Source organism: Planococcus koreensis (assembly GCF_004761975.1).
GTDB lineage: Bacteria > Bacillota > Bacilli > Bacillales_A > Planococcaceae > Planococcus > Planococcus koreensis.
Map to the genome: position 1 here is coordinate 15,218 of NZ_RQII01000015.1, position 20,287 is coordinate 35,504.

The window sequence follows — 20,287 nt, forward strand, 5'->3', positions numbered from 1 at the left end:
CATTTTTACTACCGTATTCATTCTAAAGGTGTTTGTTAAGTTTTTCAACAAAAAACCGTCAGGAGGGCGCCACTTGCTTTTTGAAGAACTTGTCATTTCAATTATGAAAGCCGTAAATCTTGAAAGAACCGTGTCTTCGCCCTTCCATTTGATCAAAGGCAAGAAGTCCGGACAGACGATTCAGGACATCGGCTATTATCGGCTTCACCCTTATTTCGCAGTGATGCCGAAGTTGGATAAGAATGCATATGATGAGGTGATACAAAGCCTTTTTGCTCGCAATCTGCTGCGCCCCAATGAGCAGGTCATCGATTTGTCCGAAGCTGCTTTGGGTATGAAGATTCCACCAAGCAAACTCAACGGCTGGAAATACCGCGGCAATGAAATCCTCTTTTTGAATCGCCTGTCATTAATTGTCCAAACTTTGTCGCATACGAGCCAGAGCGTATACAGCTTCGACCCGGTGCATAATGCAGTCGATCTGCAGGCGTGGGTGAAAGAATACTTGGTTCGCATCGATTTCCGGGATCCTGGAATTGCCGGCCGCTTTAAAAAAGAACTGCACGATAGCCTCGGAGCAGCAAATGTAGCTGAAGAAAACAAAATGATGTTGATGCAGCGGCTGACGGGACTCCGCTTAAGCGGTTTGACGTGGGAGCAGATAGCTGCTGGAAAAGGACTGCATACTTTGGACGTCCAGCTGGAGGTCATCGAAACTCTGCACGCCTGGCTTGAAGTTTTGGAAAGCGGCGATTTTCCGCTTTTTTCACCGCTATTGAACGGAGTCGTCCAGCGGTCATCACTAACTGAATCGGCAGAACGCACCGATAAATTATTTAAGCAGGGATTATCCCTTGATGAAATTGCGGCTGTCCGGCAATTGAAAACGAGCACGATTGAAGACCATTTCGTGGAATTGGCCATGAACGATCCGGCTTTCGACTATACCGTTTTCATTCCGCAGGATCTATTTCGCAGCATCACGAAAATAAGCGCACAGCGCAATACCAAACGCCTGCGGGATATTAAGGAGATGCTGCCGCAAGCGAGTTATTTCCAGATCCGCTTAGCGCTTGCTGTGAAGGAGGATATTTCATGAAACTAGAGGAACTGCTTTTCAATACATATGGCTTTACATCGTTCCGTCCGGGGCAGCGTGAAGTGATCAGCCAAATTCTTGAAGGAGGCGATGTAATTGCTCTGTTGCCAACGGGAATGGGGAAATCGATGTGCTATCAGCTTCCTGCACATCGGCTGCCGGGCAGTGTATTGATCGTATCGCCGCTGCTGTCGCTGATGCAAGATCAGGTTGCCCAATTAAAAAAGATGGGTGAAAAATCAGTTGTTGCCATCAATTCGTTTGTAAAGCAGGCCGAAAGGGAGAAGATATGGGACAATTTAGCAAGCTATCGTTTCATCTTTATTTCTCCTGAAATGCTCGTTCAGCCATTTGTGAAAAACCAATTGCAGCGCATCCGAATTTCACTGCTGGTCGCGGATGAAGCCCATTGCATCTCGCAATGGGGCTTCGACTTCCGGCCGGATTACCTGCGCATAGCTGAAATCTTGCCGGTATTAGGAAATCCCCAAGTGCTGGCTCTAACTGCAACGGCTACAAAAAAAGTGACTGATGAAATTATGGCCTATCTTAAGCTGAAAGATCCGTATGTGTATACGCATCCGATGGACCGGAAAAATATCGCTTATGACATCAAACGTTTTGAAAAGCCGAACGACAAAATAGAATGGCTGAAATCGTTTGTCCAGGAATTCGAGGGGCCAGGCATCATTTACGCAGGTACCCGCAAAAAATCACAGGAAATCACAGAGCTGCTGCTGGAAATGGGCTTAAGGGCAGCATATTACCACGGCGGAATGGAGCATCAGGACCGCATCTTCGTCCAACAACAATTCCAGAACGGCGAATTGGAGTGGGTGTGTTCGACCAATGCATTCGGCATGGGCGTCCATATTGCGGACATCCGCCACGTGATCCATTTCCAGCTCCCGACTTCCATAGAAGGCTATGTCCAGGAGGTTGGGCGGGCAGGGCGCGACGGTGAGCCGGCGCTTGCCACACTTTTATACGCGTCCGGAGATGAAATGCTGATGGAAAGCCTGGTGATGGATGAGCTCCCGAACCGCCACGAAATTGAAGTGGTGGCTGGAAATAGCCAGGAAAGCAAACGGCTGGTCGAGGAAGGGATCGTCCGGGAAACGGCTTACCGCGTGATTTCTTATTGGCTGAGCCAAATGACTGCGGAAGAAACTGTGGCGAGAATCGACATGATTCGGCAGGAGAAGATCCGCCAAATTGATAAGATGAAAAAATTAGTGAATTTGGCAGGCTGCATCCGGGAATATTTAGTCGGCTGCTTTGACCAGGAAGTGAGAGACAAACCCGTCAATTGCTGCGTAAATGATGGCCTTAATTATGAAGTATTTGAAAAAAAGAAGCAGAAATACCAAAAAAGCGAGTTGGACAATTGGCAAAATCGGCTAAATGCACTATTGCCATTGGGATAATTTTCCGATATTTCGTTTACAAAGTTGATTTTTTTCGGCATAATAGAGTTATCAGATTAGGATAGGAGCAGTCAACTATGGGAAAACAAAATTATCGTGACGCCATTGAAAAAGACCGCCAGGAAGTCAGTGTCCTAGGCAATGCAGCCGCTTCTAGAATAGCGCAGCGCAAGGCGGTTAAAGAAAAGCCGAAAAAAACGAAAAGTGCTTTATTGACGACGTTATTCTTCCTTTTCATATTAATTCCTGTTAGCATACTGATTTATGTCGCTTTTTTCTATGAACCCAATGATACGTTGACGGCAAACCCATCCAGTGATCAAGTGAGCCTGGAATCCCCGATTCCTGATGCGCCGCTGGTTCCAGTGGTGACGGAAGAAGAGGATTCTGAAGAATCGGCTGCCGCTGAAAAAGCCGAGGCTGCAAAAGCAGCTGAAGAAAAAGAAGAAGCAGCAGAAAAAGAAGCAACAGAAAAAGAAGCCGCTGATAAACTGGCGCAGCAGGAAGCGGAGAAAACTGCTGCTGCCAAAGAGCAAGCACAAAAAGAGCAGGCAGAAAAAGAAGCCGCTCAAGCGGAAGCTGAAAGAGAACGCCAGCGTGCGGAAGCAGAAAGACAAAAAGAACAAGCTGCTGCAGAACAGAAAAAACAAGAAACACCAGCTGCACCTGTCGCTGCATCAAAGACACATACTGTCCAGTCGGGTGAAACCCTTTACCGCATTGCCGTTAATACGTATGGCAGCGCTGGAGCAAGTGCGGGTGTTGAAAAAATCAAAGCGGCAAACGGCTTGAATTCAAATGAAATTACAGTTGGATCCACATTGGTTTTGCCTTAATTGCAGGATATAGTTATTCGGATGGCGAAGAACATAAAGAGTGAAAAAAGTATAAGGCAGAGGTGAATTGGATGTTTGTGAAAAGTGTAATGGTGAAAAAAGAAAAGTGTTTTACGGTAAACCCGGAAGATTCAGTCCAAAAAGGGTTTGATTTGTTGGAAAAGCATTCAATTGATGCGCTTCCAGTTGTCGATGGCAATGATTTCAAAGGGATATTCACTTGGTTCCATGGTTACCGTGCGTTTTTCCACTCAGGTATGAGCAAAGAGGATTTTATGAAATCCACTAAAATTGGAGACGTCATGGTCAACCAGGACGTTTATCTGGGAATTGATGACGTTTTCGAAAAAGCGATTGTCGAACTGAATGATTTCCCGATTATCGCTGTTGTGGAGAAAAATGAATTCCTGGGCATCGTCACACGCTATGACGTAATGACCCAATTGCAAAGCGCTTTCGGCATGCAGTCTGAAGGAACGCGCATTACGTTCACTTCAGTGGAATCAGAAGGCCGTATCGGGCGCCTTGGGGATATCATCGAAAAGTTCAAAGAATCCGTCATCTCGCTAGTGACGTTTGATGAAACCGACAAGCTTGTGCGTCGAATTGTCTTGAAAATAAAGAAAAAAGACAATGTTGAAAAATTCGTAAAAGAGCTTGAAAAATCAGGATTCCGGGTATTGGATATCGCAGAAGACTGATTGGGAAATAACCCATAAAGAGGCATAAGCAGCGCTCTGCTTATGCCTCTTTATTTATGGAAAGGAAAAGATTTATATGAAAAAGTTGATTTTTGCCGGGCTGGCGATTGGAGCAGCGCTGCCCTTTCAGATGGTGCGGAACGCGTTCGCGATAAACCTGCGGCGGCAAGCGATTGGGCTTCAGGCATCCAAACCATTCCAGCCATTTGACATGATGTTTATCTCGGATGTGCACAGAAGAGCCTTGCGGGAATCAATGTTCCGATTTCCGGTGGACATCATTGTCATTGGAGGCGACTTTACAGAAGGCGGGGTGCCGTGGAAGCGGGTGGAAGCGAATCTCGACATCCTGTCCCGGCAGGCTGCTGTCTATTTTGTATGGGGCAATAATGACCGTGAAATGGATGAAACCAAATTACGGGAGCTTTTCGCTAAATACAATGTCAAAGTGCTGGAAGACGAGTCGATACCGTTATTCGGACAACGCCATTTAAGGCTCGTCGGAATCGATTACTTCGCCTATAAAGAAAATTCGGTTGAAGCCGCTTTCTCAGAAGTCCAGAAAAGCGATACGGTCATCTTTGTTTCGCATACGCCGTTTGTCTTCAAAAAAGTAAGAGATCGGCATAAAATCGATTTCGCTTTGGCTGGCCATACCCATGGCGGGCAGATCCGCTTCGGAAAGCTGGGGATTTATCGGCCAGGGCGAACTGAGATTGCAGACGGCGTCGTCCAGTTGATCAGCAACGGATTCGGCACAACTAAATTGCCGATGCGCCTCGGGGCAGATCCGGAGTTCCATCTTTTGACTGTGTATCCGCTTGAAGAAAGATGACGCATTCAAGTGGCAGCAGCTGGGAAAATCCATTATGCTTGAAAGAGAGACAGACAGCGGGAGAGATTTAAATGATAAAAACAGACGTAATTATTATTGGCGGGGGCCCTTGTGGTTTAGCAGCGGCCATCGACTTGAAAAAAATCGGCCTTCATCCGATCGTTATTGAAAAAGGCAATATCGTCAACGCCATCTACAATTATCCAACGCACCAGACTTTTTTCAGCTCCAGTGAAAAGCTGTCAATCGGCGATGTCCCGTTCATCACGGAAGACCGCAAAGCAAAGCGCAACCAGGCGCTGGTCTATTACCGTGAAGTCGTGAAACGCAGCGGCATCGAAGTGCGGCCATTTGAAACGGTCCTGTCAGTGGAGAAAGATGGGCAATTCATCGTCTCGACGTCAAAAGAGACGTATTCAGCTAAATATGTCATCGCTGCTACCGGTTATTATGACAATCCGAACAAGCTGGCGGTTGAAGGAGCAGATTTGCCTAAAGTCATGCATTATTTCAAAGAAGGCCATCCTTATTTCGACCAGGATGTACTAGTCATTGGCGGCAAAAATTCGGCAGTCGATGCTGCGCTTGAATTGCATAAAGCCGGAAGCCGTGTGACCGTTTCCTATTACGGCACGAGCTATTCGAAAAGCATCAAGCCCTGGATCTTGCCCGAGTTTGATGGCTTGGTCAGAAAAGGCGAAATCACGATGCTATTTGACTCGATTGTCGATAAAATTACGGAAACCGAAGTCGAGCTGACAGTTAATGACACAAAAGAACGGATTCCAAATGATTTTGTCTTTGCCATGATCGGCTATCATCCGGACCATGAATTTTTGAAAAGAATGGGGATTTCCATCGATCCGGAATCCGGCCGGCCTAATTTCAATGAAGAGACGATGGAGACCGACGTAGAAGGTTTATACATCGCCGGGGTCATTGCGGCAGGCAATAATGCCAATGAAATCTTTATCGAAAACGGCCGCTTCCATGGCGGCTTGATAGCCGAAAGCATTGCTGCAAAAGAGGGTGCACAATAAGTGCATCTTCTTATCATTTTTATTGGCAATCGGCTATTTCCCGCATACGAATTCGTGTAAAATAGACCCCATAAGGAGCGATGTACATGAAAAAGAAAGTATCTTTAATCACCACCGGGGGAACGATCGCCAGCAAGGAAATTTCTAAAGGACTGCTGAAATCAGGTGCGATTTCCGGTAAAGAGCTTGCGGCGCTGTGCCAGCTGCCTGAAGAAATTGAAGTCAACGTCATTGACGTGTTTCAGCTTCCGAGCATGCATATTGGGTTCAGTGAATGGGCAGTGCTGAAAAAAGCGATTGAAAAGGAACTGGCTGATGAATCGGTTGATGGAATCGTTGTCACGCATGGCACCGACACACTTGAAGAAACGGCTTATTTCCTGGATTTGACGATTGACGACCATCGAACCATTGTCGTCACAGGATCTCAGCGTTCCCCGGATGATGTAGGCACGGATGTCTATTCCAATTTAAGAAACTCTGTATACGTTTCTGTCGACCATACATTGCGCGGCGTCGGAACGGTCGTTGTCTTTAATGAACGGATTTACTCCGCCAAATACGTGAAAAAAGTGCATTCCAGCAATTTGCAGGGCTTCGATTCTTTCGGGCATGGCTATTTAGGCATCATCGACAATAATGTTGTCAGTGTTTACCAGAAGCCGATTGACCATGAAGTCAAAAAAGTGGGCATCTCCATACCGCGCGTTGACATCGTCAAATGCTTTTCGGGGCAAGACGGTCTGCTCATCGATCTGCTGGTTCAGGGTGGCGCAAAAGGTATCGTGCTGGAAGCGGCAGGGCGCGGGCAAATTTCACCTTATATGGTGGATTCGATTGAAAAGGCAGTGGCAAAAGGCGTCGTGGTGCTGTTGACGACGAGTGCAGAAGAAGGGCGTGTCTACCCAAGCTACGGTTACCTAGGAAGCGCACATGACTTGATGCAAAAAGGCGTGCTGCTGGGCAGCGATTACGATAGTAAAAAAGCCCGGATTAAGCTGGCCGTTTTGCTGTCGGTTTCTGAACAAATAGCTATTGACTCTTTTTCCAATTAACATCCATCTCTTGTGGAATAACTAAAATTTCCCATTTGATTATGGTACAATAAGAGTGAATCCAGCAAAGGGGCATCCATATGATAATTCTATTAACTGTTGCGATTGCTCCAAGCTTGGCGCTGTTCAGTTACTTTTATTTGCGCGATGATTTTGCAGAGGAGCCGTCGAAATTAATTTTCCAATGCTTTATCTACGGAGCCGTTCTGACATTTCCAATTTTGTTTATCCAATACGTCTTTGATGTCGAAGGCGTTTTCTCCAGGGTGTTTGCGCAAAAAGTCTTTTTCCCGAGTATTGTCGAGGAATTCTTCAAATGGCTGGTGTTGATCATCGCTGTTTACCGGCATATCGATTTTGAAGATCCGTACGATGGGATTCTTTACGGCGCAAGCGTCTCACTTGGCTTCGCCACTATCGAAAACATCTTATACTTATTCGAGTTCGGCATGCAGACAGCGTTCCTAAGAGCGTTTCTGCCGGTTTCCAGCCACGCCTTATTTGGAGTAGTGATGGGTTTTTACCTTGGAAAAGCGAAGTTTTCAACAGGCAAAAGCGGCCGCAAATGGTTAGGGGTAGCTTTACTTGGCTCGTTGATTCTCCACTTGGCTTACAACGCCATCCTGTATTTGAATACTTCCTGGTCTTACGGCGTCATTCCATTCATGATCTTTTTGTGGTGGTTCGGCCTTCGGAAAGTCAAGCAGGCCCATCAACTGAGCGTCAGCCATTACCATGACCACACGTCGCTGCATCCGTAAAACAATGCAGACATCCAAGCTATCCCAAGATCTGCTGCTGACTTTGCGGGATAGCTTTTTTCAATCTGCGGAGCATGTGAACTCCGCTTAATCTAAACGTCCGCTTCTGCTTTTCTGTGTCCAGACTCCAGCGGACAGATTCTCGGGTCGTAAGCCATGCCGGCTGTGCGGCACAAAACGCCGCTTCGCCAGCCCGTCTTGCCCCCTCCGAATCTAAACGTCCGCTTCCGCTTTTCTGTGTCCAGACTCCAGCGGGCAGATTCTCGGGTTGTAAGCCAAGCTGGCTGTGCGGCACAGAACGCCGCTTCGCCAGCCCGTCTTACCCCCACCGAATCTAAACGTCCGCTTCCGCTTTTCTTGTGTTAAAATATGTTGAATACATATGATGAGGTGACATTTTTGACGAATCCAATACAAATCGCAATCGACGGCCCAGCAGCGGCTGGAAAAAGTACCATAGCAAAAATAGTGGCTGAGCAATTAGGCTATATTTATATCGATACGGGTGCCATGTACCGCGCCATTACATTAAAAGCGATAAACGAAGGCATTAATATGGCCAGCAATGAAGAAGCGGGTGAGTTGCTGCTTCGCACACAAATAGATTTAGAGCCTTCTGATAACGGACAGCTTGTGTTCATGGATGGCGAGGAAGTGACTGAAGCGATCCGCACCCAGCAGGTCACAAAAGCGGTGTCGGAAATGTCTGCGCACGCACTTGTGCGCGAACGCATGGTCGAGCTGCAGCGCCAGCTTGCGGAAAGCAGAGGCGTTGTCATGGACGGCCGCGACATCGGGACTGACGTTCTGCCAAATGCTGCATTAAAAGTGTTCATGTCAGCGACTGTGGAAGAGCGGGCGCAGCGGCGCTTTGCTGATAATCAGGTTCGCGGCATCAACACGCCTTTAGCGGAGCTGCAAGAAGAAATCGCAGCACGCGATAAAATGGACTCCGAGCGAGAGGTATCTCCGCTTAAGCAAGCGGAGGATGCGATTTATATCGATACGACCGATTTGACAATACAAGAAGCGGCACAGAAAATTCTTACGCTGGCCCAAGAAAGGATGGCATAAGGTGAATTTATACGCATTCGGCAAAACCTTAGTGAAAACCGCCTTAACGCCGCTCTACCGCTTTGAAGTGGTTGGGCATGAGAAATTCCCGAAAGAAGGCGGCATCCTTCTTTGCTCGAACCATATCCATGCGCTTGATCCGCCAGTTGTTGGAATGACCGCCCCAAGAACGGTTCATTTCATGGCGAAAGAAGAATTATTCAAACTGCCAATCCTTGGCGGGCTGCTGCCTAAAGTAAATGCTTTTCCTGTGAAACGGGGCATGAGCGACAGGGAAGCCATGCGCACTGCGCTTAAAATCCTGAAAAGCGGGGAAGTAGTCGGGCTGTTTCCGGAAGGAACGCGTTCGACAGACGGCATTTTGAAAAAAGGCTTGAGCGGAGCCGGATTCTTTGCCCTGCGCGGCAATGCAGACGTTGTTCCGTGTGCTATTATTGGCCCGTATAAGGCGTTCCGCAAAGTAAAAGTGGTGTTCGGTGAACCGATTATCATGGAGCCTTACAGAGAACGCAAAGCAACGCCAGAGGAAGTTACAGAAGCGATTATGGCATCAATCCAGAAGCTTTTGGATGAAAATAGCAAATAACAAGTGATTATTTTTGTTTTTATTAGAGAATTCGAATAAAATAAGATGTGTATAGTTTGTGAAGGAGGGCTACTGATGTCTGAGGAAATGAACATGACGGAAAACCGTGACTTCCAAGTGGGAGATCACGTAAAAGGTACAGTTCTTAAGATCGAAGAAAAAGCAGTAACCGTAACAATTGATGGCGCGCCATTTGATGGGATCATTCCGATCAGCGAATTGTCGAGCCTCCACATCGAAAAAGCATCGGATTCAGTTAAAGAAGGTGACGTTCTCGACTTGATCATTACAAAAGTCGAAGATGAGAACTTTGTATTATCAAAGCGTAAAGTGGACGCTGAACAAGCATGGGACTTGCTTGAGAAGAAGTTTGAAACTGGCGAAATCATCGAGACGGAAGTGAAAGATGTCGTCAAGGGCGGACTCGTTCTGGACCTTGGCGTGCGCGGCTTTGTGCCCGCTTCGCTCGTAGAGGATTATTTCGTTGAATCGTTCGAAGATTATAAAGGCAAGACGTTGGCATTTAAAATCGTGGAAATGGAAAAGGAGAACAACCGCCTGATCTTGTCCCACCGTGCCGTCGTCGAAATGGAAAAAGAGTCGCAAAAAGAAGAAGTGATGGACACGATTCACCAAGGCGACGTATTGAAAGGGAAAGTCCAGCGCATTGCGTCATTCGGCGCATTTGTCGATATTGGCGGAGTCGATGGGCTTGTCCACATCTCCCAGCTGTCGCATGAGCACGTAGAAAAAGTCTCGGATGTCGTCAAAGAAGGACAGGAAGTAACCGTCAAAGTCTTGTCCGTCGACCGTGATTCCGAGCGCATTTCACTTTCGATCAAAGATACGCTTCCGGGGCCATGGGACGCGATTGAAGAAAATGCGCCCAAAGGTTCGGTCCACACAGGCAAAGTGAAGCGCCTCGTCAGCTACGGCGCGTTTGTCGAAGTGCTGCCAGGAGTTGAAGGCCTTGTGCATATTTCCCAGATTGCGCACAAGCATATCGGCACGCCGCATGAAGTGTTGAGCGAAGGGCAAGAAGTCCAAGTGAAAGTGCTTGATGTCAATAAAGCCGACAAACGCTTGTCTCTCAGCATCAAAGAGCTTCAGGAAAAAGAAGCTGAACATTCGCATACCGATTACGAAATGCCGGAAGAATCCAGCGGCTTTTCCATCCGGGATGTTATTGGCGACAAATTGAAAGGCTTTAAATCCGAATAAAATGTCCAGAGCCGATAGGAAAATGGATCATATACGATTTGCGGTGTCGACAGGCCAGGGCAGGGAAACGATGTTTGATGATGTCCGTTTAGTCCATCAAGCATTGCCTTCCCTTGGTGTTGAAGACATCAGCCTTCATATCAGGACAGGTGATTTGAAATTGGAATCACCTGTTTTTATTAATGCCATGACGGGCGGAGGCGGCACGGAAACGACAAAGTTGAACGGGCTGCTCGCCCGGGCAGCGAAGGAAACGGGTTTAGCGATGGCAGTCGGTTCTCAAATGGCTGCGCTGAAAGATCCCGCTGAACGGACGACTTATGAAATTGTGCGGAAAGAAAATCCCGACGGTTTTATCATGGGCAATTTAGGCAGTGAGGCAAGTGTCAGCCAGGCGCAGCAGGCAGTGGAGATGATCGGGGCAAACGCCCTTCAAATCCATTTGAATGTGATTCAGGAGCTGACCATGCCGGAAGGCGATCGGGATTTCAAGGGAGCGCTTGAACGCATTGCGGCTATCGCGGAAAGCCTGCATGTACCGGTCGTCGTCAAAGAAACCGGATTCGGCATTTCGCGGGAAGCGGCAGAAAAGCTGGCGAACACCGGCATCGCTGCAATCGATGTGGGCGGTTTCGGCGGAACGAACTTCGCTTCGATTGAAAATGAACGGCGTGCGCGAAAACTTTCCTATTTCCAGGATTGGGGCGTACCGACCGCCGTTTCAATTATCGAAGTAAAGGAAGTCTTCCGTAAAACGGTGCTCGCTTCCGGCGGCATCCAGCATGCACAAGATGCCATTAAGGCTTTTGTGTTGGGAGCGGATGCTGTTGGCCTGGCGGGAGCGTTCCTCAAACAAGCGCTTGAGGGCGGAGAAAAAGGGTTGATTGAAGAAATCGGCTTGCTGCAGGAAGATATGCGCATGATGATGACAGCTCTCGGAGCAGCAGAGCCGGCTCGCTTAAGAAGCTGTCCCGCTATTCTATCCGGCGGTTTGAGCCATTATTTGACCATGCGCGGCTACAATCCGGCAATGTATGCCAATAGAACCAATAACTGAAAATTACACCTTTTAGGGTGATGGACATTTACAAGATGCCATCGCCTTTTTCGTGTATAATAGGAATATCAGAAGTGGAAGGATGAATTTATTATGTCAAAACCGGTAGTAGCAATCGTTGGCCGGCCGAACGTAGGCAAGTCCACGATTTTTAATCGCGTGGTCGGGGAACGTGTGTCCATCGTGGAAGATATTCCAGGAGTTACACGTGACCGCATCTACAGTTCAGCTGATTGGCTGACTCATGAATTTAACATTATTGATACGGGAGGCATCGATTTAAGCGATGAGCCTTTCTTGGAACAAATCCGCCAGCAGGCTGAAATTGCCATGGACGAAGCGGATGTCATCATCTTCCTGGTAAACGGCCGTGATGGCGTAACGACACAGGATGAACAAGTAGCGAAAATTTTATACCGCACGAAAAAGCCGGTCATTCTGGCCGTCAATAAAATCGACAACCCCGATATGCGCCATATGGTATTTGATTTCTACCAATTGGGTATGGGCGAACCTTACCCGATTTCAGGCTCACACGGTTTAGGCATCGGAGATCTTTTGGATGAAGTGGCGAAAAACTTCCCGAAAGACGATCAAGAGGAATACCCTGATGATGTTATCAAATTCTCGTTGATCGGCCGTCCGAATGTCGGCAAATCTTCTTTGGTGAATTCATTTTTAGGCGAAGAACGCGTTATTGTCAGTGAAATTGCGGGAACTACCCGTGACGCAATTGATACGCAATACGAATACGACGGCCAACCGTATGTCATCATCGATACGGCAGGCATGCGCAAAAAAGGGAAAGTCTATGAATCAACAGAAAAATACAGCGTCCTGCGTGCATTGCGTGCGATTGAACGCTCAGATGTTGTTTTAGTTGTGCTCAATGCCGAAGAGGGCATCCAGGAGCAGGACAAGAAAATCGCCGGCTACGCACACGAAGCGGGCAAAGGTGTCATCATCATCGTCAACAAATGGGATGCTGTTGAGAAAGACGAAAAAACCATGAACGTCATGACGCGGAAAATCCGTGAACATTTCCTTTTCCTGGATTATGCACCGATTTTGTTCGTATCTGCCATCAGTGGGAAACGCGTCCATAATATCCTTGAAATCGTCAACCGGGTCAATGATAATCATGCAAGACGCATCCAGTCGAGCATCTTGAACGAAGTTATCGAAGATGCTGTTGCGATGAATCCTGCGCCTACAGATAAAGGCCGCAGATTGCGCTTGTATTACGTTACACAAGTGGCCATCAAGCCGCCGACATTCGTTGTCTTTGTCAACGAGCCTGAACTGATGCATTTCAGCTATGAGCGTTTCCTGCAAAACCGGATCCGTGAGAGCTTTGATTTTGAAGGAACGCCGCTCCGGTTGATTACGCGCGCCCGGACATAATTGGAAAAAGGTGGTTACTGATATGGAAAAAATATCTGTATTTGGAGCAGGCAGCTGGGGCACGGCGCTAAGCTATGTATTAGCGCAGAATGGCCATGATGTCCTGCTTTGGACACACCGCGCAGAACAAGCGGAAGAAATCAACCAGCATACGAATAACCGATATCTTAAAAACATCAAGTTGCCTGAAAACCTTAAGGCAACAAGTGATTTGAAAGCAGCGGTCAACCATTCGGCGACTTTTGTTATTGCCGTTCCGACAAAAGCCGTGAGGGAAGTGTGTTCTGCTATAAAGGACGAGCTGGATAAAAAAGCCTTGTTTGTCCATGTTTCCAAAGGCATTGAACCGGATTCCTTGAAGCGCATCAGCGAAATGATCCGCGAAGAGGTTCCACCGCAATTGTTTGAAGATGTGGTCGTTCTTTCCGGACCCAGCCATGCAGAAGAAGTGGTGCTTGAACAACCGACTACAGTTACGGCTGCCAGTGAGAATACGGCTTCTGCTGAAAAAGTCCAGGACTTGTTCATGAACCATTATTTCCGCGTATATACGAATACCGACGTCATTGGAGTGGAAATCGGCGGTGCCCTTAAAAACATCATTGCATTGGCTGTCGGCATCACCGATGGATTAGGGTATGGCGACAATGCAAAAGCGGCATTGATGACGCGCGGATTGGCTGAAATAGCCCGCCTCGGCGTCAAGATGGGTGCTACCCCATTGACCTTTTCCGGCCTCACAGGCGTCGGCGATTTGATCGTCACGTGCACAAGCCCGCATTCACGCAACTGGCGTGCAGGGAATATGCTTGGCAAAGGGAAAACGATTGATCAAGTGCTAGAAGAAATGGGCATGGTCGTTGAAGGCATCCGGACCACGAAAGCCGCTCATCAATTGTCAGAGGCATACGATGTGCCTATGCCGATCACAGACGCTTTATACGCCGTTCTTTTTGAAGGCGTATCAACAAAAGACGCTGTGGAATTGCTGATGGGACGCATGAAAAAGAACGAAATGGAAGATCTCATCAACTTGCTTTAATTGTCACAAAAGAAGAGGCAGCGTCACTCTGCCTCTTCTTTTTTTATGCTATACTATGGTCTGAAACAGTACGAAAGGCGGTCTATTATGAGCTCTTTAGATAAAATGTGGGTCTCGTTTGCGGGAATTGCTTTTTTGATCATTTCAATGGGCATGATTTATTTAAGCAGGTATAAATTACAAAATGGCATAGTGAAATTCGTTTTTGCGTTAATCGCTTATATTCTGCTGATTCTTGGATTCTTTATAATGGTGTTCATCGTATTCAGCGGCCCAACAGGCGGCGCGTGAGGTGAGAAAAATGAAAAAAATATCGTTAATCGCTATTCTGGCTGCAGCTGCGATGTTCCTTTCGGGCTGTATGTTCCCGGAGAGCGAGCGGGCGGAGAATCAGATTCCTTACGAAGAGCAAGTCATTCAGGTGCAGAATGCGGTAAATCAGTATAGAGGAGCCCAAGGCGGCATTTTGCCGATCAAAACACGGGATATGGATGTTGATCAATACATCAAATACCCGATTGATTTCGCTAAAATCGTCCCTGCACATATGGCTGAAATTCCGCCGAATGCTTTCGAAACAGGCGGAATTTTTCAATACGTGCTGATGGATGTTGAAAAAAATCCGACAGTGAAACTTGTTGATTTGCGTATTGCTGAGGAAATTCGGTCGATTAATATACGCAAAAGCGCGAATGGCGGCCGGGCTCCAATTGCTGAAATCTTGGCAGACAATGTCTATAAGCTGAATTATAAAGCGATGGGCTTTAAGGAAGAACGCTTTGTCGTCAGCCCTTACAGCGGCAGAAACCTGCCATTGGTTGTTAATGGGCAAGGGGAGATCTTTGTCGACTATTCAATCGATTTATACTCGGCAATCCAGGAGTATGACGGCACCCTTGAAGCCGGCCAGGACATCCGGTTTTTGCTGTATGAAGACAATCCGGTAGTGCCGGCTTACTCTCTGCCTTATACCGTAGACGAGAATAATGAACCGGTCTTTAAAACGGAGTGAATTAGCGTGGAATTGCTGATTTAGCGCGGTTTTTCTCAAAATTAACGAATTTACAGGATAATAATTGAATATTTGTTGGTTTTATTGGAAAACCGCGCTATTAGTTGTTGCTATGCATTTTTCGTTATGATACTCTTTTTACAGGATTGAACGATTGCATCCCCTTTGAGAGGAGGTGAATAGCATGAACAAGACAGAATTAGTGAACTCTGTTGCTGAAGCAGCTGAACTTTCTCGTAAAGATGCTGCAAAAGCAGTTGACGCTGCATTTGAAGCGATTCAAGAAGCTCTAACTAAAGGTGACAAAGTACAATTGATCGGATTCGGTAACTTTGAAGTACGCGAACGCGCAGCACGTAAAGGTCGCAACCCGCAAACTGGTGCTGAGATCGAAATCGCTGCAAGCAAAGTTCCTGCATTTAAGCCAGGTAAAGCACTTAAAGACGCAGTGAAATAATCTTCTTTGCAGTACATAGAATGACTTTTGCGAGATTCGTTCCCGCAAAAGTCATTCTTTTTTTAAGTTTTCAATTTTGCCAACAAACCATACATATGCTACGATTTGTGAGAAAAGCGGAAGCGTTCGGAATGGGCCGGTTTATGATTGGCGATTTAAGGGCTAACTGCTTGCACCATGAACGGCTTCAAAGAGTGATTTGTTTTTACGGGGGGAAGAATAGTGATAGATACAAATTCCAAAAAAGTGGATTTAGATAAAATAGAGCAGGCAGTTTCGATGATCCTTGAAGCGGTTGGGGAAGATCCATCGCGTGAAGGCTTGCTGGATACACCAAAGCGCGTCGCTAAAATGTACGCTGAAGTATTTTCCGGTTTGCGTGAAGATCCGAAAGAATATTTTCAAACAGTTTTCCACGAAGGCCATGAAGAATTGGTTTTGGTGAAAGACATTCCGTTTTATTCGACATGTGAACATCATTTGGTGCCTTTCTTCGGTAAAGCGCATATCGCCTATATCCCGAGAGATGGTGTCGTGACCGGCCTTAGCAAATTAGCAAGAGCAGTCGATTCGGTGGCAAAACGGCCTCAATTGCAAGAACGCATCACGTCGACGATTGCCGACTCCTTAATGGAATCGCTGAATCCTCATGGCGTATATGTGATGGTCGAAGCTGAGCACATGTGCATGACGATGCGAGGCATTAAAAAACCTGGCGCTAAAACAGTGACAGCTGTGTCCCGCGGGATTTTCGAGAAAGACGATATAAAACGTTCGGAAATTATCACTTATATCAACATGGCTTGATAAAATGTCCATCATTTACCGGAAGAGGGTGAAAACATGGCTCAACCAGAATACATTGTAATCCGTGCACTTGAAGATGGCGTAAACGTGATCGGTTTGACACGAGGCAATGATACGAAATTCCACCACACCGAAAAGCTTGATAAAGGCGAAGTGATGATTGCCCAATTTACTGAACATACATCTGCGATGAAAATCCGCGGCAAAGCGGAAATCCAAACGGCACACGGCCTTACGGAAAGCGAAGCGAAAAAGTAGGCGTATTGTATGAAGGCGAGGCTGTGCCTGTGATATACTATAGGTGTATGGTATGGCTAAACCATGAATGGAGCAAGCAGTATGAATGAACAACAAATACATTCAAAAATCACTTCTGTGGAGACCGATGTGCTGAAAGCTGTTAAGCAGCGCACACTCGATAAGTTCACAGACGGCCCATCAGTCCTTAGGGCGAGGTTGTTTTTTTTGATTTTGCCTTTTTTTGACAATAAAATGTGGTCTACTGATATTGAAAGATCTGCTAAAACAGTGTCGATCGTCTATGCGGCTTTGCAGGCCCACGATTTAGTGGAAAACGACGTACTGGCAGACAAAAAACAGCAATTGACAGTACTGGCAGGGGATTTCTACAGTGGAATCTATTACAAGATGCTTGCCGAAACCAATAATATCGCTATGATCCAACGGCTTGCCACTGCCATCATCAAAGTGAGCGAGAAGAAAGCTTCTTTTTATTCCAGCGAAATACGATCTATGGACGAAATTGATGAAGCTATAAAGCAGATTGAAACTGAACTTTTGTTTTCGTTTTATAATTTTTATGGGTACCAGGAATACTCTCATTTGGCGGTCTTGATGCTCACCTATAATAGATACACTTCAGAACTCGACTGCTTGCAGAAGGACGGCCAAAGCCTGGCTTTACGGAAGATGACCCAGACATTGCGGCATCCGCTGCAGACCGAGCGATGGCTGCTGGATAAACTCGATTCGCTGTATGAAGAAATTCTGCAGACAATCGGCACACATAATTTCAGTTATGAACTCAAGAATTTCATGCTCCATCAAATAACCCCGCACCAGCATAGAGCTGAGCAGCTGACCCGAGAAGGATGACTGACATGCAAAAGACCAAAGAACAGCGAGTCCACGAAGTTTTCGAAAAAATATCGGTTAACTATGACCAGATGAACTCTGTCATCAGTTTCCAGCAGCACAATAAATGGCGTAAAGATACAATGGACAAGATGCAGGTTGCGAAAGGCGCATCAGCTATCGATGTGTGCTGCGGCACAGCAGATTGGACGATTGCGCTTGGTGAAGCGACTGGACCAACAGGCAGAGTAGTTGGCCTCGACTTCAGCCAGAACATGCTGAATGTCGGCATTGATAAGACGAAGGATATGCCGCAAGTCGAATTGATCCAAGGCAATGCGATGGCGCTTCCATATCCGGACAACTCATTCGATTATGCGACAATCGGTTTCGGCTTGCGCAATGTACCAGATTATGAACAAGTATTGTCTGAAATGCACCGCGTTCTCAAGCCCGGTGGAATGATCGTGTGCCTGGAAACGTCACAGCCGAATAATGCATTCAAACCGTTTTTCCGTTTTTATTTCCGTTTCATCATGCCGGTATTTGGAAAATTGTTCGCGAAGAGCTATAAAGAGTATTCGTGGCTTCAGGAATCTGCCAAAGATTTCCCGGGCATGAAAGAATTAGCGGCACTCTTTGTGAAAGTCGGGTTTGAAAAAGTGAAATACAAGCCTTACTCTGGCGGTGCAGCAGCATTGCATATGGGCATTAAAAAGTAAAATAGCGGGAGAGGTTTTTTAGTGGAAAAGGTGAAGATGAAATTGCTCTATTCTGACCTCAAACCAGAATTGGATTTAATTGAAAAAGAATTAGAACAGGCAGTGGATTCCGAGTCTCCCCTTTTAAACGATGCATCGCTCCATTTATTGCAGGCCGGAGGAAAAAGGATCCGACCTGTTTTTGTTTTGCTTGCAGGCAAATTCGGAACTTACAATATTGATGTCATGAAACAAGTTGCTGTGCCGCTTGAACTGATTCATATGGCATCTCTGGTCCATGATGACGTCATAGACGATTCCGAAATGAGAAGGGGCCAGCTGACGGTCAAAGCGGAATGGAATAACAGTGTTGCAATGTATACGGGAGATTTTATACTGGGGCGCGCCTTGGAATACATCACCGATATCGATTCGCCAAGGCTGCATCAAGTTTTGTCGCAGACGATGATTGAAGTTTGCCGCGGGGAAATCATTCAAATAGAAGATAAATACAAATTAGACCAGAACTTGCGTGATTATTTACGCCGCATCAAGCGTAAAACCGCATTGCTGATTTCTTCAAGCTGCGAGCTTGGGGCAATGGTTGCGGGAGCGGATGAAAAAACGATTGCGCATTTGCGGAGGTTCGGCTATTTCATCGGCATGTCGTTCCAGATCATCGATGACATACTGGATTTCACTTCATCGGATGAAGAACTCGGCAAGCCAGCCGGCAGTGATTTTATCCAAGGCAATATCACGCTGCCGATTTTGTATGCGCGCAACAATCCGGAAATCTATCGATTATTGAAAGATAGCCTGCAAAAAGAACTGACGGACGCTGAGAGGCTCCATATCGTCAAAGTGATCCGGGACAGCTCAGCAATCGATGACGCAAAAAAAGTCAGCGAAAAATACTTGAACAAAGCTTTGGGTGAGCTGGATCATTTGCCGAAAGGCCAAGCCTCTAAGACAATGCGCAAAATTGCATTTTTCATCGGCAAGAGAAAGTTTTAAGCTGGCAGTTGACAAATAGCATCAAACTGATAGTATTTTTTAAGGTGGGCATAAAGCCCGAGCTTTATACAGAGGAGTGTTCATAATGGAAAAAACTTTCTTGATGGTTAAACCTGACGGCGTACAACGCAATGTAATCGGTGAAATCGTGGCACGTTTTGAGAAAAAAGGCTATCACTTAGCAGGCGCTAAATTGATGCAAATCCCGACTGAATTGGCTGAAGAGCATTACGGCGAGCACAAAGAACGCCCATTCTTCGGAGAATTGGTTGACTTCATCACTTCTGGACCAGTTTTCGCAATGGTATGGGAAGGCGAAAACGTTATCTTGACTGCACGCCAAATGATGGGCGCTACTAACCCTAAAGATGCAGCTCCAGGAACAATCCGCGGCGACTTCGCAGTCACTGTCGGCAAAAACATGATCCACGGTTCTGATTCAGCTGAAAGCGCTGTTCGTGAAATCGGCTTGTTCTTCAAAGAAGAAGAATTGGTATCATACGAAAAAACAATCAACAACTGGGTAAACTAATCCCGCTAAAAAAGCAGCCTCGCTGCTTTTTTTATTTTGCCTAGAAATCTAGTCATGGCCTTTTCATTACGCTTCAACGCACTTTCATGTCTCGAAGCTAGCGAAGCGATGCAGAGACAGGCAGACGCTTTCCGCGGGCACGGCTTCAGTCTCCTCGTCGCTAGAAAGAGAGCTGCTCCTGCATCGCTGCGCTAGCTTCGTCGCAAACGAGGTTCTTCAAACCTCGCTTCCTGCGGGGCCTTCAGCTCAGGCTTTGCCCGCTGGAGTCGCCGCCTTCCGCTTCATTCAAAGATATTTCTTATTTGAGAGTTATTTCTTTTACAGAAGAACACCAAAGATACACTTTCTGCAGTTTCTTTTGGGTTCTCCAGATATGGAGCAAAACAGCGGAGAAAACCGTACTGCTCCTGCAGCGCTTTGCGCTTCGTCGCAAAGTCTTGCCTGCGGGGCAGCGTAGCGACGAGTCAGCCGAGACCCCGCAAGGAGCGAAGCGACTGAGGAGGCTTGGCGCTCGCCCGCGGCAAAAAA

At 46.7% G+C, this 20,287-nt stretch carries 23 protein-coding genes; all 23 read left to right on the plus strand.

The window, feature by feature from the left end:
• Window positions 1-73 precede the first annotated feature (73 nt).
• The gene (locus EGV91_RS03450; RefSeq protein ID WP_135500780.1) at window positions 74-1,099 is read left to right on the plus strand and encodes a YpbB family protein; all 1,026 of its coding nucleotides are present in this window, start codon (window positions 74-76) and stop codon (window positions 1,097-1,099) included.
• A complete protein-coding gene (locus EGV91_RS03455; protein WP_135500781.1) occupies window positions 1,096-2,526 on the plus strand; it encodes a RecQ family ATP-dependent DNA helicase in 1,431 nt (476 codons plus the stop codon). Before EGV91_RS03450 ends, EGV91_RS03455 begins: the two co-directional genes overlap by 4 nt.
• Window positions 2,527-2,603: 77 nt before the next feature.
• On the plus strand, window positions 2,604-3,362 hold the full coding sequence (locus tag EGV91_RS03460; protein ID WP_135500782.1) for a LysM peptidoglycan-binding domain-containing protein: 759 nt from the start codon (window positions 2,604-2,606) through the stop codon (window positions 3,360-3,362).
• Between the two features lie 71 nt (window positions 3,363-3,433).
• Window positions 3,434-4,063 carry a CBS domain-containing protein gene (locus EGV91_RS03465; RefSeq protein ID WP_135500783.1) on the plus strand — a complete coding sequence of 210 codons (630 nt, stop codon included), beginning with the start codon at window positions 3,434-3,436 and terminating at the stop codon, window positions 4,061-4,063.
• Between the two features lie 76 nt (window positions 4,064-4,139).
• Window positions 4,140-4,898 (plus strand): metallophosphoesterase, encoded by a 759-nt coding sequence (locus EGV91_RS03470; RefSeq protein ID WP_135500784.1) that lies wholly within the window; start codon window positions 4,140-4,142, stop codon window positions 4,896-4,898.
• 71 nt (window positions 4,899-4,969) lie between these two features.
• Window positions 4,970-5,938 carry a YpdA family putative bacillithiol disulfide reductase gene (locus tag EGV91_RS03475; RefSeq protein ID WP_135500785.1) on the plus strand — a complete coding sequence of 323 codons (969 nt, stop codon included), beginning with the start codon at window positions 4,970-4,972 and terminating at the stop codon, window positions 5,936-5,938.
• Window positions 5,939-6,024: 86 nt separating this feature from the next.
• Window positions 6,025-6,993, plus strand: a complete 969-nt coding sequence (locus EGV91_RS03480; protein ID WP_135500786.1) for an asparaginase — start codon at window positions 6,025-6,027, stop codon at window positions 6,991-6,993.
• Between the two features lie 80 nt (window positions 6,994-7,073).
• Window positions 7,074-7,754: a glutamic-type intramembrane protease PrsW gene (gene prsW / locus EGV91_RS03485; RefSeq protein ID WP_135500787.1), complete on the plus strand. Its 681-nt coding sequence runs from the start codon at window positions 7,074-7,076 to the stop codon at window positions 7,752-7,754.
• 399 nt (window positions 7,755-8,153) lie between these two features.
• A complete protein-coding gene (cmk, locus tag EGV91_RS03490) occupies window positions 8,154-8,828 on the plus strand; it encodes a (d)CMP kinase (RefSeq protein ID WP_175580263.1) in 675 nt (224 codons plus the stop codon).
• 1 nt (window position 8,829) lies between these two features.
• Complete coding sequence (locus EGV91_RS03495; RefSeq protein WP_135500789.1) at window positions 8,830-9,414, plus strand: lysophospholipid acyltransferase family protein; 585 nt, start codon at window positions 8,830-8,832, stop codon at window positions 9,412-9,414.
• Between the two features lie 75 nt (window positions 9,415-9,489).
• On the plus strand, window positions 9,490-10,635 hold the full coding sequence (gene rpsA / locus EGV91_RS03500) for a 30S ribosomal protein S1 (RefSeq protein ID WP_135500790.1): 1,146 nt from the start codon (window positions 9,490-9,492) through the stop codon (window positions 10,633-10,635).
• A gap of 1 nt (window position 10,636) precedes the next feature.
• Window positions 10,637-11,692 (plus strand): type 2 isopentenyl-diphosphate Delta-isomerase, encoded by a 1,056-nt coding sequence (fni, locus tag EGV91_RS03505; protein WP_135500791.1) that lies wholly within the window; start codon window positions 10,637-10,639, stop codon window positions 11,690-11,692.
• A 93-nt stretch (window positions 11,693-11,785) separates the two neighbouring features.
• Window positions 11,786-13,096: a ribosome biogenesis GTPase Der gene (der, locus tag EGV91_RS03510; RefSeq protein WP_135500792.1), complete on the plus strand. Its 1,311-nt coding sequence runs from the start codon at window positions 11,786-11,788 to the stop codon at window positions 13,094-13,096.
• Window positions 13,097-13,118: 22 nt separating this feature from the next.
• On the plus strand, window positions 13,119-14,138 hold the full coding sequence (locus EGV91_RS03515; RefSeq protein ID WP_135500793.1) for an NAD(P)H-dependent glycerol-3-phosphate dehydrogenase: 1,020 nt from the start codon (window positions 13,119-13,121) through the stop codon (window positions 14,136-14,138).
• Window positions 14,139-14,225: 87 nt separating this feature from the next.
• A complete protein-coding gene (locus EGV91_RS03520) occupies window positions 14,226-14,429 on the plus strand; it encodes a DUF2768 domain-containing protein (RefSeq protein ID WP_135500794.1) in 204 nt (67 codons plus the stop codon).
• Between the two features lie 10 nt (window positions 14,430-14,439).
• Window positions 14,440-15,150: a hypothetical protein gene (locus EGV91_RS03525; RefSeq protein WP_135500795.1), complete on the plus strand. Its 711-nt coding sequence runs from the start codon at window positions 14,440-14,442 to the stop codon at window positions 15,148-15,150.
• Between the two features lie 184 nt (window positions 15,151-15,334).
• Window positions 15,335-15,607 carry an HU family DNA-binding protein gene (locus EGV91_RS03530; RefSeq protein WP_135500796.1) on the plus strand — a complete coding sequence of 91 codons (273 nt, stop codon included), beginning with the start codon at window positions 15,335-15,337 and terminating at the stop codon, window positions 15,605-15,607.
• 222 nt (window positions 15,608-15,829) lie between these two features.
• The gene (gene folE, locus EGV91_RS03535) at window positions 15,830-16,414 is read left to right on the plus strand and encodes a GTP cyclohydrolase I FolE (RefSeq protein WP_135500797.1); all 585 of its coding nucleotides are present in this window, start codon (window positions 15,830-15,832) and stop codon (window positions 16,412-16,414) included.
• 36 nt (window positions 16,415-16,450) lie between these two features.
• Window positions 16,451-16,672 carry a trp RNA-binding attenuation protein MtrB gene (gene mtrB, locus EGV91_RS03540; protein ID WP_135500798.1) on the plus strand — a complete coding sequence of 74 codons (222 nt, stop codon included), beginning with the start codon at window positions 16,451-16,453 and terminating at the stop codon, window positions 16,670-16,672.
• 81 nt (window positions 16,673-16,753) lie between these two features.
• Window positions 16,754-17,530, plus strand: a complete 777-nt coding sequence (locus EGV91_RS03545) for a heptaprenyl diphosphate synthase component 1 (RefSeq protein ID WP_135500799.1) — start codon at window positions 16,754-16,756, stop codon at window positions 17,528-17,530.
• A gap of 5 nt (window positions 17,531-17,535) precedes the next feature.
• A complete protein-coding gene (locus tag EGV91_RS03550) occupies window positions 17,536-18,231 on the plus strand; it encodes a demethylmenaquinone methyltransferase (RefSeq protein ID WP_135500800.1) in 696 nt (231 codons plus the stop codon).
• A 21-nt stretch (window positions 18,232-18,252) separates the two neighbouring features.
• On the plus strand, window positions 18,253-19,227 hold the full coding sequence (gene hepT, locus EGV91_RS03555; RefSeq protein WP_135500801.1) for a heptaprenyl diphosphate synthase component II: 975 nt from the start codon (window positions 18,253-18,255) through the stop codon (window positions 19,225-19,227).
• 85 nt (window positions 19,228-19,312) lie between these two features.
• A complete protein-coding gene (gene ndk, locus EGV91_RS03560) occupies window positions 19,313-19,759 on the plus strand; it encodes a nucleoside-diphosphate kinase (protein ID WP_135500802.1) in 447 nt (148 codons plus the stop codon).
• Window positions 19,760-20,287 lie beyond the last annotated feature (528 nt).